The organism is Rhodococcus sp. NBC_00294 (assembly GCF_036163995.1).
GTDB lineage: Bacteria > Actinomycetota > Actinomycetes > Mycobacteriales > Mycobacteriaceae > Rhodococcoides.
In genome coordinates, this window is sequence record NZ_CP108043.1 from 2624216 (window position 1) to 2640266 (window position 16051).

Here is a 16051-nt window from a genome sequence, read left to right on the forward strand (position 1 = left end):
CGTCACCATGGACTTACTCCAGTCACACGAGTACCAGCCACACCGCCACGCCAGGAAGGTCGACCGATGAGCACGTTGCACAAGTTCAAGGCTTACTTCGGCATGGTCCCACTCGACGATTTCGAGGACGACTACCTCGACGACACGGATGCGCCCGTCGCATCCCGGTCGTCGCGTGGCGGATACGGAAAATCGATGGACGACCATGACTACGCCGATCGCGACTACGCCGAGCCGGCGTTCGTCGGTGGTCGCCGGGACGAGGACGACGACTACGAGCGTCCCGAGCCCCGGCACAGTGCTCGGGTGGCGCCGCTGTCGTCGCGCTCCGGTGGCGGATCCCGCTCCGGCGGCGCGATGCGCACCTCCACCCGCGGCGCCCTCGCGATGGACACTCGCATGGACCCGCACTCGGAGCTGCGTCGCAGCGAGCCTCGTCACGCCGAACCGCGCGTGTCCGACCGCCGCCAGGCCGCACTCGACGACGGGGGCCCCATGTCGACCATCACCACGCTGCGTCCGCGTGACTACAGCGAGGCGCGCACGATCGGCGAGCGCTTCCGTGACGGCACGCCCGTCATCATGGATCTGGTCGAGATGAGCAACGCCGACGCCAAGCGCCTCGTCGACTTCGCCGCGGGCCTCGCGTTCGCGTTGCGTGGTTCGTTCGACAAGGTCGCCACGAAGGTGTTCCTGCTCTCACCGGCCGACGTCGACGTCTCCGCCGAAGAGCGTCGCCGGATCGCCGAGACGGGTTTCTACAACCAGCAGTGACGTCTCACACGGCGCGGTGGGCCGGTCTCGCGGTGCGAGATGGCCTCCCCGTGTCGCGAGATGGCCTCCCCGTGTCGCGAGATGGCATTGTGGTGTCGTGCGTGATCAGAAAGTTGTGTCGGTGTCGGTCTCTCCTGCGTCTCGCAGGACGGTGAGCTGAGTGTTCGCGGTCCTGTACTTCATCCTCTTCGTCTTCTGGCTGTTGCTCATCGGCCGGATCATCGTCGAGTTCATCCGATCCTTCGCACGTGACTGGCGTCCGACGGGTGTGGTCGTGGTCGTACTCGAAGCGATCTTCACGGTCACCGATCCGCCGGTCAAACTGCTGCGGCGCATCATCCCGCCACTGAATCTGGGCGGTGTCCGGCTCGACCTGTCCATCATGGTGCTGCTCTTCATCGTCTTCATCCTGATGCGCGTGGTGCAGGGCGTCGGCTGACGGTGAGTTCCGTCGACGGCGACAGTGTCCCGTGTGACAGAATGTTGCTCGAAGGTGCACGATGAGTGACCATCGCTCTTTGTGCGATATAACTGAATGTCCTGGTTGCCCCCACTACGGCAGCCGGGTGCCACTGCCACTGTTGATCGAACGAATGCTCGCGTACATCGCTTGTCGATGCTCCACCGCTCTCGAGACGCGTGAAGGGACCCTTCCATGCCGCTGACTCCCGCCGATGTGCACAACGTCGCGTTCAGCAAGCCGCCCATCGGTAAGCGCGGATACAACGAGGACGAGGTCGATGCATTTCTCGATCTCGTCGAACAGGAGCTGTCGCGCCTGATCGAGGAGAATGCCGACCTGCGTCAGCGGGTCGGAGAGCTCGATCAGGATCTCGCCGAGGCCAAGAGCTCGGCAGCGTCGCGTCAGAGCACCCCTGCCCCCGCGCCTGCTCCCACCCCCGCACCGGCACCGCGTCCGGAGCCCGCCAAGCCGGCACCGGTCGTCCAGGCCGCTCCGGCACCGGCTCCTGCCCCCGCCGCGGCGTCGTCCGCCGGCGATTCGAACATGCAGGCTGCGAAGATCCTGGGTCTCGCCCAGGAGATGGCCGATCGCCTCACCGGTGACGCGAAGACCGAGTCCGAGCAGCTGCTCGGGAGCGCTCGCGCCAACTCGGACCGTCTGGTCAGCGAGGCGCAGAGCCGCGCCGAGTCCCTCGTCTCCGAGGCTCGCCAGAAGGCCGACGCACTGCTGTCCGACGCACAGACGCGCTCGGAGACACAGCTGCGCCAGGCCAAGGAGAAGGCCGACGCGCTCGAGAGCGATGCCGAGCGCAAGCACACCGAGATCATGGCGACCATCAACCAGCAGCGTTCGGTCCTCGAGGAGCGCATCGAGCGCCTCAAGACGTTCGAGCGCGAGTACCGGGTCCGCCTCAAGTCCTACCTCGAGTCCCAGCTGCAGGAACTCGACCAGCGTTCGTCCGCACTGCCGGTCGACAGTGGTCAGGATCCGTTCAGCAAGGACAACGGCCAGTCGTCGAACTTCGGACAGTCGTACGCCAAGGGCAACAACTGATCCGTCCTCGTCAAGGCTGTTCCGGGGGGAACCAGCGGGGGGATCGAGGGTGAACGGATGAGTGCGTGCTTGTTCTGACGCTGGTTCTGGCGGGCGTCGGGTTCGCGTTACTCGTCGTGTCGCTCGTCACGGGATCCGTGGTGTGGGCCTGGGCCTGCATCGCGGTGTGTCTCGTGGGTGCGGTCCTCTTGCTCGCCGGTGCCCTCGCGGGCCGGCGGCGGTAGACTGCCTCACGTCGAAGTACAGGTAGGTCCAGCGATGATCCGGCCATCACCGGGGAGCTGTCCGGAAGAACGGTCTCGGCCCGCACGGGTCGGTGCTCAGTAGAACCGGACGGGTCGAGCCCGTCACAGCTCGATCGGAGAGTGGGTCGCCTCGGCGGCCAAGCGGGGTGGTACCGCGGCTTCCGGCGCAGAGTGCCGGTCGTCGTCCCCGTGCCGCATCGAACGGGCACAGGAGCACCGCAGCCATGACCACCACCGACGACACCTCGACACCCGACGCCGGGTACCCCCGCGTCCGCTACGCCTCGGAGTCCGGAAGTCCCGATTTCCCGGCTCTCGAGCAGCAGGTCCTCGCGCACTGGGACGCGGACGGCACATTCCGAGCCAGCGTCGACGCGCGTGCCGACGCGGATGAGTTCGTCTTCTACGACGGGCCGCCCTTCGCCAACGGCCTCCCGCACTACGGCCATCTCCTCACCGGCTACGTGAAGGACCTGATCCCGCGTTTCCAGACCATGCGCGGGCGCAAGGTGGAGCGACGGTTCGGCTGGGACTGTCACGGTCTCCCCGCCGAGCTCGAGGCGGAGAAGCAGCTCGGCATCACCGACAAGAGCCAGATCGACACGATGGGTCTGGCGGAGTTCAACGCGTACTGCAAGCAGTCCGTTCTGCGGTACACCGGCGAGTGGCGCGACTATGTCACGCGCCAGGCGCGGTGGGTGGACTTCGACAACGACTACAAGACGCTCGACCTGGACTTCATGGAGTCGGTCATGTGGGCGTTCAAGGAACTGCACGACAAGGGCCTGGTGTACCAGGGCTTCCGCGTGCTGCCCTACAGCTGGTACGAGCAGACGCCGCTGTCGAACCAGGAGACCAGGCTCGACGACGCCTACAAGATGCGTCAGGACCCAGCGGTCACGGTGCGGATGACGTTGAGCGCGCCCGGCTCCCCGCTCGACGGTGCGGACGCACTGATCTGGACCACCACCCCGTGGACCGTGCCGTCCAACCTGGCGATGGCCGTACGCCCCGACATCGACTACGTGCAGATCGAGGACGGCGCGGGCGGCCGTGTCGTGCTCGCACGAGATCGGGTGTCGCACTACGCCCGTGAGTTCGGCGACGAGCCCGTGGTGGTGTCCGAACACACCGGTGCCGATCTGATCGGTCTCGCCTACGCGCCGCCGTTCGATTTCTTCCTCGGTCACGAGAACAGTCATCGTGTGCTGTCGGCCGACTACGTGACCACCGACTCCGGTACCGGAATCGTCCATCTCGCACCGGCTTTCGGTGAGGAGGACATGGACGTCGCCACGGCCAACGGCATCGAGGTGGTGCAGCCGCTCGATGCGGGCGGCAAGTTCACCGCGATGGTGCCGCCGTACGAGGGTCTGATGATCTTCGATGCCAACCCGGTGATCATCAAAGACCTCAAGGCGTCGGGAAAGCTGGTGCGGCACGAGACCATCGAGCACTCGTACCCGCACAGCTGGCGTTCGGGTCAGCCGCTGATCTACATGGCGGTGCCGTCGTGGTTCGTCTCCGTCACCAGTTTCCGCGACCGGATGGTCGAGCTGAACCAGGACATCACGTGGGTGCCCGAGCACATCCGCGACGGCCAGTTCGGCAAGTGGCTCGAAGGCGCGCGTGACTGGAACATCAGCCGGAACCGGTACTGGGGCAGCCCCATCCCGGTGTGGGTGTCGGACGACCCCGCGTACCCGCGCACCGACGTGTACGGCAGTCTCGACCAGATCGAGGCGGACTTCGGGGTCCGTCCGAACGACCTGCACCGGCCGTTCATCGACGAGCTGACCCGTCCCAACCCGGACGACCCCACGGGCCGGTCCGTCATGCGTCGAGTCCCCGAGGTACTGGACTGCTGGTTCGAGTCGGGCTCGATGCCGTTCGCCCAGGTGCACTACCCGTTCGAGAACGCCGAGTGGTTCTCCACGCACAACCCGGGCGACTTCATCGTCGAGTACAACGGTCAGACGCGTGGGTGGTTCTACACCCTCCACGTCCTGGCGACGGCGCTGTTCGACCGGCCCGCCTTCCGGACGGTCGCGGCACACGGCATCGTGCTGGGCGAGGACGGGCTCAAGATGAGCAAGTCCAAGGGCAACTACCCGGACGTCAACGAGGTGTTCGACCGCGACGGCTCCGATGCCATGCGGTGGTTCCTCATGTCGTCCCCGATCCTGCGGGGCGGCAACCTGATCGTCACCGAGCAGGGCATCCGCGAGGGTGTGCGGCAGGCACTGCTGCCGATGTGGAACGCGTGGAGTTTCCTGCAGCTGTACGCGTCGAAGCCGGGGACGTGGCGGACCGATTCCACCAACGTGCTCGATCGCTACATCCTGGCCAAGTTGGCCGAGACCACGCGCGTCATCACCGAGGCGTTGGAGGCGGTCGACATCGCGGGGGCGTGCGACGAGTTGCGTCAGTTCTGCGACGCGCTGACCAACTGGTATGTGCGGCGTTCGCGTCAGCGCTTCTGGAACGAGGACGCCGACGCGATCGACACTCTGCACACGGTGCTCGAGGTGCTCACCCGCGTCGCGGCCCCGTTGCTCCCGCTCGTCAGCGAGGTCGTCTGGCGGGGACTCACCGGTGGGCGCTCCGTGCATCTCGCGGACTGGCCGGTGGTCGGTACCGAGTTGCCGGCCGATCCCGACCTGGTCGCGGCGATGGACGAGGTCCGCACCGTCTGCGGCGCGGCACTGTCGCTGCGCAAGGCGAAGAACCTGCGCGTCCGCCTGCCGCTGCAGGAGCTCACCGTCGCCGCCGACGACGCCGAGCGGCTGCGCCCGTTCGCGGACCTCATCGCCGACGAGGTGAACGTCAAGCGTGTCGATCTCACCGAGAACGTCGACGTGCACGGCCGTTTCGAGCTCGTCGTCAACGCCCGCGTGGCCGGTCCGCGTCTGGGCAAGCAGGTGCAGGTGGTCATCAAGGCGGTCAAGGCAGGGGAGTGGAGCGAGACCGACGGCGTCGTCACGGCGGCAGGTCTCGAGCTGCTGCCCGAGGAGTTCACCCGGCGCCTGGTCGCGGCGGAACCGGAGTCGACGGCGGCGCTCCCGGGCAATGCCGGGCTGGTCGTGCTCGACTCGGAGGTCACCGAGGAGCTCGAGGCCGAGGGGTGGGCCAAGGATCGCATCCGCGAGTTCCAGGACGCCCGACGCTCCGCGGGTCTGGACGTGTCCGACCGCATCGCGGTGAAGGTCGACGTTCCCGCCGAGCGCCGGTCCTGGTTCGACACGCACCGCGATCTCATCGCCGGCGAGATCCTGGCCACCGATCTGCAGGTCGGCGATCCGGGTTCGGCAGCAGTCGATCTCGGCGACGGAGTGCGGGCATCGCTGGTGAAGGCCTGACGGTGTGAGCGGCGGGTCGGCCGAGCGCAGCAGACGCTGGGTGTTGCATCTCGACATGGACGCGTTCTTCGCGTCGGTCGAGCAGCTCACCCGGCCGACGCTGCGGGGCCGACCCGTGCTCGTCGGCGGCGGCGGTGGTCGAGGCGTCGTGGCGGGATGCAGCTACGAGGCACGCGTGTTCGGTGCCCGGTCGGCGATGCCGATGCACCAGGCTCGACGACTCGTCGGATCCGGTGCGGTGGTGGTGCCGCCCCGCGGCAAGGTCTACTCGGCTCTCTCCACCGTCGTCTTCGACACCGTGCGGCGCGTCGTGCCGGTGATCGAACAGCTTTCGCTCGACGAGGCGTTCGGTGAGCCCGCGGAGTTGGCGGGAGCGACCGTGGCCGAGGTGGAGGAGTTCTGCGCCGCGCTGCGTGCGTCAGTCCTGGACGCGTCCGGGCTCGTCGCCTCCATCGGAGCAGGAGCGGGCAAGCAGATCGCGAAGATCGGCTCGGGTCTCGCGAAGCCGGACGGCATCCGGGTGGTCTCTCCGGCGGACCAGGCCGCCCTCCTCGAGACTCTGCCGGTGCGGAAGTTGTGGGGCATCGGGCCGGTGGCCGAGGACAAGCTCCGCCGACTGGGAGTGCACACGGTCGGTGCGTTCGCCGCGATGCCGGAGGCGGAGGCCGCGTCCGTACTCGGTTCCGCCGTCGGCCCCAGCCTGCACCGTCTCGCACGTGGTCTCGACGATCGACCCGTGGCGGAACGCGCCGAGTCCAAACAGGTCAGTGCCGAGACCACCTTCGCCACCGACATCGTCGACATGGCCGGGTTGCGATCCGCCATCGTCGCCAGCGCGGAGGCCGCCCACACCCGATTGACGAAGGACGGGCGGGCGGCCCGCACCGTCGTCCTCAAGCTCCGCAAGTCCGACATGAGCATCGTGACCCGTTCGGCCACACTGCCGTACGCGACGGTCGATCTGGCGACGATCGTGGCCACCGCGCAGCGGCAGGCTCTCGATCCGCGCGAGCTCGGCAGTATCCGACTCGTGGGCGTGGGCCTCGCCGGGCTGTCGACGGTCCGGCAGGAGTCGCTGTTCCCCGAACTCGACCAGGAGGGCCTCGACGTCGACTCCTCGGTCACCGCGGCCGAGCCCGCGCCGGTCGTCACGAGCGACGTCCTGCTCTGGCGGCCGGGGCTCGACGTCCGACACGACGAGTACGGCCACGGGTGGGTGCAGGGCGCAGGGCACGACGTGGTGACCGTGCGGTTCGAGACGCGGAGCACGGGCCCCGGGGTGGCGCGGACCTTCTCCGGAGACGACGAGCACCTCGCGGTGGCGGATCCGATGGACAGTCTGGCCTGAGGCTCACCGATCGAGTCCTGTGACCCATCCGCGGGGCGCGCACCGCCGAATACGCGTGACTGCGGCGTCTGTCGCCGCACCCGTACGACGAGGAGTGCCCGTGCCCGGCACCGAGTTCACGCTGCGAGCCTCGCTCCCATGGTGAGCGATCAGCGGCACCCGCTCGCGGGTCTGCGCGGAGCCGAGTGGGTCGCCGTCTGTGCAGATCTCCTGCACGCGGACGGAGCGACCGCAGTACTCACCTCCGCGCACGCCCCGGACAGCAGGCGCGTGCTGTACCCGACCGCCCACGATGCCGTGCAACTGGCGGATCTGCAGTACCTCCTGGGCGAGGGACCCCACGCGGAGACGATGGCGGACGGTCGGATGCACAGTGTGTCGGTCGACTCGGCGGCGGATCGCGTGCGATGGCCCCTGCTGGTCGACTGTCTCATCGAGTCGGGGGTGCGATGGGTCCGGACCGTCGCGGTCGGAGCGAGCAGCCGGGTCGGCACCCTGCAGTGCCACGGACGCGGTCCCCTCGGCACACCCGACGAGAGGACCGTCGCGGCGGTGGGCAGACTCGCCGATGTGCTGGGCGACGAACTGGTCACCTGCGGCCTGGCAGGCGTACCGGCGGATCCGGGCGGTGAGTGCGACCTGATCGACGAGGCCATCGGTGTCCTGGCCGGTCGTCACCGGATCGACGCGCCCGCGGCGTCGGCCGTGCTGCGGGCGGCGGCGTTCGCGGCGGATCGCACGGTGGCCCTCCAGGCCCGAGCCGTTCTCGGCGTCTGAGCGGTGTGTCGGCAGCATCTGTCGACGCCCGGGACGACACGAGGAGGTTTCGGCGTCCGAACTGCTCGTCGTGACGGTCTTCCGGCGCTCGTTCCTTCCGTGTCTTCGGCGTTTCCGGTGACATGCGGGAAATGCGTTCGTGCAATTGTGATGTGTGCGAACAAGTACTGTCACCCGACATTTCCGTCCGTTACTGTGACCGAGTCCACTGACCTTCGGGGAAAGGCTCGTCATGAATGTCAGACTTCTCGCTCGGGCGTGTGCAGCGGCGTCTGTCGCCGCTGCGGCCCTGGTCGTTCCCAGCGCTGTGGCCACCGCGGCGCCGTGTACGGACGTCGACGTCTCGTTTGCACGCGGGACCGGTGAACTGCCCGGACTCGGCATCACCGGTGGACCTTTCACCAGCAGTGTCACCTCCACGCTCGCCGGACGGTCCGTCAGCACCTACGCCGTGAACTACGCTGCCGACTTCTCGCAGGCCAGCGCCGGGCCCGGCTCGCGTGACCTGGTCGCGCACATCACCTCCGTCGCAGCAGCATGTCCTGCAACGCAATTCATCATCGGTGGGTACTCACAGGGTGCCACTGTGGTCACCAATGCCGTGGGTCTGCGCACCCCGAGCAGTCTCACCGGTTCCGTGCTGCCCGCCGGCGTCGCCGACAGGGTCGAGGCCGTCGTCGTGTTCGGCAACCCGTTCGGTCTGACCGGGAGGACCATCGAGTCGGCGAGCGGAACCTACGGCCCGCGCGCCCGCAGTTTCTGCAACTTCGGAGACCCGGTGTGCCAGATCGGCGGATTCAATTCCTTTGCGCATCTCACCTACGCGAGCAATGGCAGCGCGGGTCAGGGTGCGACATTCGCAGCCTCCCGAATCAGCTAGATGGCTCATTGTTCGACTGATCGGGGCTCGGTGGACTGAATGCGCGCGGTGCGAGCCGGCGCGGCGTCGAATCCGGCACCCCGCACCCGGCCAGAGGTTCGCCCCGTGCGCAGCGCGCGGTGTTCTGCGCAGGATGCAGAGTGCGCGCTACCCCGTGCGGTGCGCGCGGCGGCCACCGCGCCGGCCGACGCCGCCCACCCTGTGACCCCTCTCGAGGGCGCGACGAGCTTTACCGTTTCCTCAGAACTGGTCGGTAAGGTCTGGCCCGACGCTCGATACCGAGTCAACTCACGAGATGTAAGGACGTACACGTGAAGCTTCCCCGTACCGGACGCGCACTGGTGGCAGGCATGGCAGTCGCCGCCGCCCTGACGATGACGGCGTGCAGCAGCGGCGAGGACGGCGGCACCACCGACGCCACCACGTCGGCAGCCACCACCTCCAGCGCAGTTGCGGAGGCACCGTCCGATCTCCCCCCGGTTCCCACCGCCGAGGAGCTGAACACGCGCCTGCAGGAGAGCCTCGATCCCAACGTGCCGCTCGAGCAGAAGGTCCAGTACGTGCAGGGCGCGGAAGCCGATCCGGAGCTCATCAACAAGGTCGCCGAGGCCGCTCGCGTGAACAACGCGAAGATTCAGGTCCTCGACGTGACCGATCTGGGCGACGGCACGCTCAGCTCCAACGCCACCATCGATCTCGGTGGCCAGGTCAATCCGCTCCAGGTCGCCTACGTGGCCGAGGACGGGGAGTGGAAGCTGTCGAAGGACAACGCTTGCGCGATCGTGTCGCTGGCGCAGCTGACCTCGCCTGCCTGCACCGCCTGACACCGCAGTACCGACCACACGACGCCGGCATCACCTTCGGGTGGTGCCGGCGTCGTCGTGTCTCAGCGCAGCCGGTCGGCGGCGGTGCGCGCGAGCGTCCGCACCAGGTCGGGGTCGACGGGCTCGGTCCCGGTGGCCACCAGTTGGCTCAGGGTGGATCCGGAGACGGTGAGGATCGCGTCCGTCGTCAGGGACACGCCGTCGCTGCTCACCACGAGTCGCACCGCCACGGAGGCGTCGCCGATCGGGGCGACGTCGGTGAGCAGGGTCGAGGAGCCGACGCGGTAGTCCACCCGCACACCGTCGGCGTCCGTGCCGCTGAAGGTCGCGCATCGTGTGAGCGAGTCCTGCACGGCCGCGAACGCGGTGAGGGCGCCGGGACCGTCGTAGCTCGCGGCGTCCTGGTCGATCGACGAGAAGTCGGGTCCGCCGTAGGAGACGGATGCGGCGCTGATGACGCCGGGCACCTGGGTGGCGATGGGCGCCAGCACCGCGGCGCACTCGGCGGGGTCGGTGCTCGACCGGTCCTCGGCCGTCGCGCCCGGAGCGCTGGGGTCCAGCGGAGGCAGGTCGTAGCCGGTGTAGCCGGGTGGGAGGTCGGCGATGCTCAGGAGCCGACCGGCGAGCAGAGCGTTGTCGGTGATCGGGCCGGTGCCGGTGGCCGACGGCGGAGGGACCGGAGTGAAGGCGGGGAGCCCGACGGTGGGCGCCTCGGGCGTGGCCTCGCTCGGTGTGTCGCCGACGTCCCGATCGGTGCCGCATCCGACGAGCACCACCGCGAGCGCTGCCGTGACCGCGCCCAGTCGTCTCAACTCCACGTCACCGTGTTGCTGGTGGTCTGCTTCAGCGTCGTCTGGCTGTTGGCGTCCCGGTAGACCTGGTCGCCGCCGACGGCGACCGTGCCGCCCAGGGGAAGCGGCTTGGACGGATCGATCCGCAACTGCCCCTGGCCGGTCATCACGAACGACTCGATGTTCAGGGTGCCCTGCTCGTCGGGCAGCTGCCAGATCGGTTCCTCCGGCGACTGGGTCACGGCGACGTCGACCGTCGCGACGCCGTCGTCGAACGAGGTGAGTGTCGCCGTCGTCGTCTGCAGCAGCGAGATCCCGCTGACGACCTCCTGGGTGACGGTCCATCTCGCGCCGACGCCGATGGGCTCTGCCGGGAACGGGACGGCGCGGTACACCGCCTGGGACAGCGCCTGCTCGACGGCTGATCGAGCGATGTCCCGGGCGTCCGGCGACGGATCGATGGTGAGTGCGGTGACGGCACCCGACGGCGTGGTCGCGAAGCCTGCGGACGATCCCGCGGTGGGCCCGAGGCTCGCCTGCAGGGTGGCGTCCGACGTGGTGGCCGCACCGAGTGTCATGTCGACCTGGAGTCCGTCGGACCCGGCCGCCGAGCGTGAGGTCGCCGTCATCGGCAGCGTCAGCGGCGGGGTCGAGAAGTCCTGCGACTCGGCAGCGTCGATCTGCTGGCTGATGGTCGACTCGGCCACGAGGGTCGCGGTCTGCTCTGCTTCCGACGGGGTCGCGGTGACGACGGTCCGCGGCTCGGCTCCGGCATCGACCAGCGTGGTGGTGACGGCGGAGACCGGGAGAGTGACCGCGGACGTGCTGGGGGTCAGCTCCTCGGTCGCGGGTACGTCGGTGTCGGTCCCGCACGCCCCGAGCGAGAGGACGACGGTGACCGCTGCCGCGGCGACGAGGGTGGTGGAGCGTCGGCGGGGTCGTGTCGAGAGCAGTGTCACGCGCCCGAGGTTAGCGTCGGATCCTGAGCGGCCGGTGAGCGGTGAGGGCAGGTAGTGGACAATGGTGGGGTGACCGACGTGGAGAATCCGGACCGACCCCTGGCCCGACGTACCCGACGGCTGTTCGCTGTCGCGGCGGTCGTGCTCGCCCTGGACCTGCTCACGAAGATCGTCGCGGTCGCCGTCATCGAGCCCGGTCGACCGATCGAGATCATCGGTGACACCGTCACCCTCCGCATGGTGCGCAACGCGGGCGCGGCGTTCTCGATGGCCACGGGCATGACCTGGCTGTTGACGCTGGTGGCCGTCGCCGTCGTGGTGGGTGTGATCCGCATCGGACGCACTCTTCGCTCCGGCTGGTGGGCCGTGGGCCTCGGCCTGGTGCTGGGCGGCGCGCTCGGCAATCTGATCGACCGATTCTTCCGCTCGCCCGGCCCGCTGCAGGGTCACGTCGTGGACTTCGTGTCCATCGGCTGGTGGCCGGTCTTCAACGTCGCCGATTCCTCCATCGTCTGCGGGGCCGTCCTGCTGGTGATCATCACGCTGTTCGGGATCGAGCCGGACGGGACTCGCCGTGCCGACGACAAGGGTGACGACCCCGCGGTGACCGAGAGCGCAGCGGCGACGGAGTCGGAGAAGAAGGCGTGAGGGAGACACGGTCGATGCCCGTTCCGGACGGGCTCGACGGCATGCGCGTGGATGCGGGACTGGCTCGGCTGCTGGGGTTGTCGCGGACCGTCGTCGCGACCCTCGCCGAGGAGGGCGCCGTCCAGGTCGACGGTTCCACTGTGGCGAAGTCCGACCGTCTCGGCGGCGGCACGTGGCTCGAGGTGGAACTGCCCGAGCCCGCGCGTCCGTTGACCATCGAGGCACAGCCGGTGCCGGGCATGGAGATCCTGTACTCGGACGACCACATCGTCGTCGTGGACAAGCCGGTCGGAGTGGCCGCGCACGCGAGCGTGGGCTGGACGGGACCGACGGTGATCGGTGGTCTCGCGGCCGCTGGATTCCGCATCTCGACGTCCGGGGTCCACGAGCGTCAGGGCATCGTGCACCGTCTCGACGTCGGGACGTCCGGCGTGATGGTGGTGGCGACGTCGGAGCATGCGTACACCGTGCTCAAGCGCGCGTTCAAGGAGCGCACGATCGACAAGCGCTATCACGCTCTGGTGCAGGGACATCCGGACCCGAGCAGCGGAACCGTCGATGCGCCCATCGGACGACACCGCAGCAACGACTGGAAGTTCGCCGTCACGGCCGACGGCAAGCCCAGCATCACCCACTACGACACGGTCGAGGCGTTCCAGGCCGCGAGCCTGCTGGACGTGCACCTCGAGACCGGGCGCACTCACCAGATCCGGGTGCACTTCTCGGCGCTGCGGCATCCGTGCTGCGGTGATCTGACCTACGGTGCCGATCCGCGCCTGGCCGAACGGCTCGGCCTCGAACGCCAGTGGCTGCACGCCCGCGCACTCGGGTTCACTCATCCCGGTGACGGCCGCTACGTGGAGTTCTCGAGCCCGTACCCGGCGGATCTGCAGCACGCACTGGACGTGTTGAGAGCGGGCTGAGACGCGTGCGCGCCGTGTCCGCGGCGTCGGTCGTCGCGTTGATCGTCGCGGTGCTCGTGCTCGGTGTCCTCGACCCGGTCCGTGGTTCGTCGGTTCGCACCGATGCCCTCGGTCCCGACAACGACGAGACCGCCGCGCAGTACGTGGCCCGGGTGGACCCGCCCTCCGGCGACGGAGATCGGTGGGCGCTGGTGTCCTTCACCCGGTCGATGCGTGCCGACGAGATCGCGCCCACCGTCGACGGAATCAGGGTCTCGGTCGTCTATGCGCACGTGCCGATCGACCGCGTGCAGACCCCGCTCGTGGTGGTCCCGGTGCCGGACACCGACTCCGTGCTCGCGTCGTCCGTCCGTCTCGCCGCCGGCCTCGTTCCGCCCGGACGCGACCAGCGCGGGAACGCGATCGCGACGGTGGTGCGCGCACGCCTGCAGGCCGACTGTGACTGCGCCGCAGGAGTTCTGGTACGTGCGAGTGTTCCGGAACTCGCCGCGCTCGCGGGCCTGGACGGCATCCGCGCGGTCGAGGCATTGCCGGGGGACGCGGTCTACGGCCGGTTCGCGGTGGCACCGCTGTATCCCGAACGCGACGGCGACGCGGTGCAGCCCGACGACGGCCCGGTTCCCGCCTCCTGACCTCAGGACCCGAGCAGGCCGAAGCCGAGCACCGCCGAGTCGTCCGCCCAGTCCAGATCGTGAATGCGGATCCCGCCCATCTCGTTGCCGCCGACGGTCGTGACCGTGTCCCCGTCCACCGCGACCACGATGTTCGTGTGCTGCCCGACGAGCAGATCCCCGACGGGCCCACCCGACTCGTACAGGACGACGTCGCCGACCGCGGGAGAGTGGTCGCCGACCGGCGCGAAACGGCCCTGTTCCTGGTAGTACTCCGTCAACGTGTAGACACCGGGAATGCGCCACCCACCCGAGTGCGGATTGGTGAACGGCTGTCCGGCCTGGCGCATCACGTGACTGACGAAGTCGGCGCACCAGGCCTCGTCGACGCCCTCGGAGTAGAACGTGGCGGGACGGGGATCGCGGTATTCACGCTCCACCACCTCGAGCACACGCTGCTGCGCCGGGGACAGGGACGCGTCGGCCGCGGGGAAGTCGGCGGTGTCCCACGGGTACCACCGCTCGGGCGCGGTCCACAGCACCGCCGCGACGGCGACCACCGCGAGGGCGACGACGCCGGCGACGGTACGGCGGAGGCGGGTGGTGGGCATGCCTCGACGCTACCGAGCCGGGCCTCCGTGGTCAGGATCGCGGCGCCGATCTTCACGGAACCCTCACATGATGGACTGGGGACATGAGACGTGTGGGGCGCCGACATCTGATCCGTGCCGTCGGCGGGTCCGCCGCCGCGGTGCTCGTCGTCGTGCTCGGATCGGCGGCGTGGGTCGCCGCCTCGTCCCACGGTCGGCTGTACACGGCGGACACCGCGCCGCGTGCTCCCGTCGCCATCGTGCTGGGCGCTCGGGTCCAGGAGGGCGAACCGTCGTCGTTTCTCGCCGGTCGTCTCGACGCGGCACTCGATCTGGCGCGTCGCGGTACCGTGCGCGCACTTCTGTTGTCGGGCAACGCCGCCGGCACGTCGGGTGACGAGGTGGAGGTGATGACGCGCTACCTGGTGCGCCGCGGCGTCGATCCCGACCGCATCGTGGCCGACCCGTACGGTCTGACGACCCACGACACGTGCCGACGCGCTGTGGCGACGTACGGAGTGTCGACGGCCCTGATCGTCAGTCAGGACACCCATGCCGCACGTGCGGTGGCCCTGTGCCGAGCTGCGGGGATCGATGCCGGCGGTGTCGTCGCTCCCTGTGACTGTTCCCGGCGCTCGCTGCTGCGGCAGTTCGTACGCGAGATGCTCGCGCGTCCCAAGGCCGTGCTGGACGTGCTCCGCGGCTCCGCGCCCGCGGTGCAGTCGCCACCGACCGACGCGGTGCGCCGCGCCGTCGAGATCGGCTGACCCGAGTCACTCGGATCACCTCGAGCCCAACCCTGTTCGCACCGTCGCACCGCGAGCAGTCCGGAGACCCGAGCGCGAGTGTTCCTGTCGCGATGCTTGCGGCGACAGCTCCGGCGCATCGAGCTCAGTCCGTTCGTCTCGCGGACGACGTCGTTGCGCGGCTTCGTGTTCGACGTGGCGACCGGTGCGCTGCGTGAGGTTCAGCCGGCCTGATCGAGCGTGTCGGTCAGCCCGCGCTGCCGCGGCGGGCCTTCTCCAGCGCGGCCAGTGTCGACATGACGGTGGCGCGCTGACGTTGCAGGTCGCTGAGCCGGGCACGCGCGGGCAGACCCGACGACGCCTCGGCGTCGGCGATGCCGGCCTCGATGGCGGTGAGCTGCTCGAGCAGACCGGTCACGCGATCGGCGAGCACGGCGACGTCCACCGTGCTGACGGCACCCGACGGAGCGGAGGACGCCGAGCGGGACGGAGTGGTGCGGACGGCGGCGGACGCACCGGCGCGGGCCGAGGCCTTCCGGACGTCGGCGGCCGCGGGACGCTTCGGCAGGCGGACCCGGTCGAGAGCGGCACGCGCACTGCGAGCCGCGGTGCGGTGCTCGAGCTCCTCGTCGTCGTCGGACGTCACCGCGCCGCCCAGAGGACGCAGGCCGTACATGCCGATGAAGCGACGCGCCGCGTCGATCGTGTTCTCGTGTTCACGGCACTCACCGCACCGGGGCTCGTCCCGGTAGATCTCGATGTCGGTCCGGCTGCCGCACCACACGCAGCCGCCGGGACTCCACCGCCGGGTGACGGGGGTGTCGTCCGCAGCGGTGTCGTGGGGTGAGGTGGTGGTCATCGTGGAGGAGGCGCCGGAGCCGAGATTTCGATCGTCGATCACGTCGAACCAGCGTAGTGCACGACACGAGGCCCGAGGAGCGGGAGCGGCTGTCGCCTCGTGCTTTTCGCGTCGTCGGTGACCAACGTCATGACACACCCGGCTCCGCTCGGTCGTGTCATCGGCGTGTCGCGTCAGCAGACTCGTCGGTCTTCCCCCGGG

The 16051-nt window shown here is 69.1% G+C and carries 17 protein-coding genes and 1 pseudogene; 14 read left to right on the top strand and 4 right to left on the bottom strand.

Going from position 1 to position 16051, the window contains the following annotated elements; all coding sequences use genetic code 11:
• Positions 1 to 66 precede the first annotated feature (66 nt).
• The 9 genes from OHB23_RS12295 to OHB23_RS12335 all read left to right on the top strand — a co-directional run bounded on the left by OHB23_RS12295 (position 67) and on the right by OHB23_RS12335 (position 9723).
• Positions 67 to 774: a cell division protein SepF gene (locus tag OHB23_RS12295; protein WP_027505855.1), complete on the top strand. Its 708-nt coding sequence runs from the start codon at positions 67 to 69 to the stop codon at positions 772 to 774.
• Between the two features lie 160 nt (positions 775 to 934).
• Positions 935 to 1213 (top strand): YggT family protein, encoded by a 279-nt coding sequence (locus OHB23_RS12300; protein ID WP_027505856.1) that lies wholly within the window; start codon positions 935 to 937, stop codon positions 1211 to 1213.
• 216 nt (positions 1214 to 1429) lie between these two features.
• Complete coding sequence (wag31, locus tag OHB23_RS12305) at positions 1430 to 2290, top strand: DivIVA-like cell division protein Wag31 (protein WP_027505857.1); 861 nt, start codon at positions 1430 to 1432, stop codon at positions 2288 to 2290.
• A 65-nt stretch (positions 2291 to 2355) separates the two neighbouring features.
• Positions 2356 to 2514, top strand: coding sequence for a hypothetical protein (locus OHB23_RS12310; protein ID WP_027505858.1), 159 nt, complete (start codon positions 2356 to 2358; stop codon positions 2512 to 2514).
• Positions 2515 to 2759: 245 nt separating this feature from the next.
• Positions 2760 to 5894 carry an isoleucine--tRNA ligase gene (gene ileS / locus OHB23_RS12315; RefSeq protein WP_328809627.1) on the top strand — a complete coding sequence of 1045 codons (3135 nt, stop codon included), beginning with the start codon at positions 2760 to 2762 and terminating at the stop codon, positions 5892 to 5894.
• Positions 5895 to 5949: 55 nt separating this feature from the next.
• Complete coding sequence (locus tag OHB23_RS12320) at positions 5950 to 7242, top strand: DNA polymerase IV (protein ID WP_373428381.1); 1293 nt, start codon at positions 5950 to 5952, stop codon at positions 7240 to 7242.
• 138 nt (positions 7243 to 7380) lie between these two features.
• A complete protein-coding gene (locus OHB23_RS12325; RefSeq protein ID WP_328809628.1) occupies positions 7381 to 8019 on the top strand; it encodes a hypothetical protein in 639 nt (212 codons plus the stop codon).
• Positions 8020 to 8251: 232 nt separating this feature from the next.
• On the top strand, positions 8252 to 8899 hold the full coding sequence (locus OHB23_RS12330) for a cutinase family protein (protein WP_027505862.1): 648 nt from the start codon (positions 8252 to 8254) through the stop codon (positions 8897 to 8899).
• Between the two features lie 311 nt (positions 8900 to 9210).
• Positions 9211 to 9723 (top strand): hypothetical protein, encoded by a 513-nt coding sequence (locus OHB23_RS12335; protein WP_027505863.1) that lies wholly within the window; start codon positions 9211 to 9213, stop codon positions 9721 to 9723.
• 62 nt (positions 9724 to 9785) lie between these two features.
• On the opposite strand, the gene OHB23_RS12340 is transcribed toward OHB23_RS12335, so the two are convergent.
• A complete protein-coding gene (locus OHB23_RS12340) occupies positions 9786 to 10541 on the bottom strand; it encodes a hypothetical protein (protein WP_328809629.1) in 756 nt (251 codons plus the stop codon).
• Positions 10532 to 11473 (bottom strand): hypothetical protein, encoded by a 942-nt coding sequence (locus tag OHB23_RS12345; RefSeq protein WP_027505864.1) that lies wholly within the window; start codon positions 11471 to 11473, stop codon positions 10532 to 10534. The genes OHB23_RS12340 and OHB23_RS12345 overlap by 10 nt, the downstream gene beginning before the upstream one ends.
• Before the next feature lie 69 nt (positions 11474 to 11542).
• On the opposite strand from OHB23_RS12345, the gene lspA reads away from it, so the two are divergent.
• The 3 genes from lspA to OHB23_RS12360 are packed head-to-tail and all read left to right on the top strand — an operon-like array spanning position 11543 to position 13676.
• Positions 11543 to 12121, top strand: coding sequence for a signal peptidase II (gene lspA / locus OHB23_RS12350; protein WP_231476321.1), 579 nt, complete (start codon positions 11543 to 11545; stop codon positions 12119 to 12121).
• Complete coding sequence (locus OHB23_RS12355; protein WP_027505865.1) at positions 12118 to 13044, top strand: RluA family pseudouridine synthase; 927 nt, start codon at positions 12118 to 12120, stop codon at positions 13042 to 13044. The genes lspA and OHB23_RS12355 overlap by 4 nt, the downstream gene beginning before the upstream one ends.
• A gap of 5 nt (positions 13045 to 13049) precedes the next feature.
• On the top strand, positions 13050 to 13676 hold the full coding sequence (locus OHB23_RS12360) for a hypothetical protein (RefSeq protein ID WP_051613372.1): 627 nt from the start codon (positions 13050 to 13052) through the stop codon (positions 13674 to 13676).
• A gap of 2 nt (positions 13677 to 13678) precedes the next feature.
• Here OHB23_RS12360 and OHB23_RS12365 read toward each other — a convergent pair whose 3' ends face one another.
• Complete coding sequence (locus OHB23_RS12365; protein ID WP_027505867.1) at positions 13679 to 14266, bottom strand: CHAP domain-containing protein; 588 nt, start codon at positions 14264 to 14266, stop codon at positions 13679 to 13681.
• Between the two features lie 92 nt (positions 14267 to 14358).
• Here OHB23_RS12365 and OHB23_RS12370 point away from each other — a divergent pair, with 92 nt between their 5' ends.
• Positions 14359 to 15012: a SanA/YdcF family protein gene (locus OHB23_RS12370; RefSeq protein ID WP_442973040.1), complete on the top strand. Its 654-nt coding sequence runs from the start codon at positions 14359 to 14361 to the stop codon at positions 15010 to 15012.
• A 96-nt stretch (positions 15013 to 15108) separates the two neighbouring features.
• A pseudogene (locus OHB23_RS12375) lies at positions 15109 to 15225 on the top strand (carbonic anhydrase); the annotation flags it as partial.
• 13 nt (positions 15226 to 15238) lie between these two features.
• Here the strand turns inward: OHB23_RS12375 and OHB23_RS12380 are convergent.
• Positions 15239 to 15892 (bottom strand): hypothetical protein, encoded by a 654-nt coding sequence (locus OHB23_RS12380; RefSeq protein ID WP_231476323.1) that lies wholly within the window; start codon positions 15890 to 15892, stop codon positions 15239 to 15241.
• Positions 15893 to 16051 lie beyond the last annotated feature (159 nt).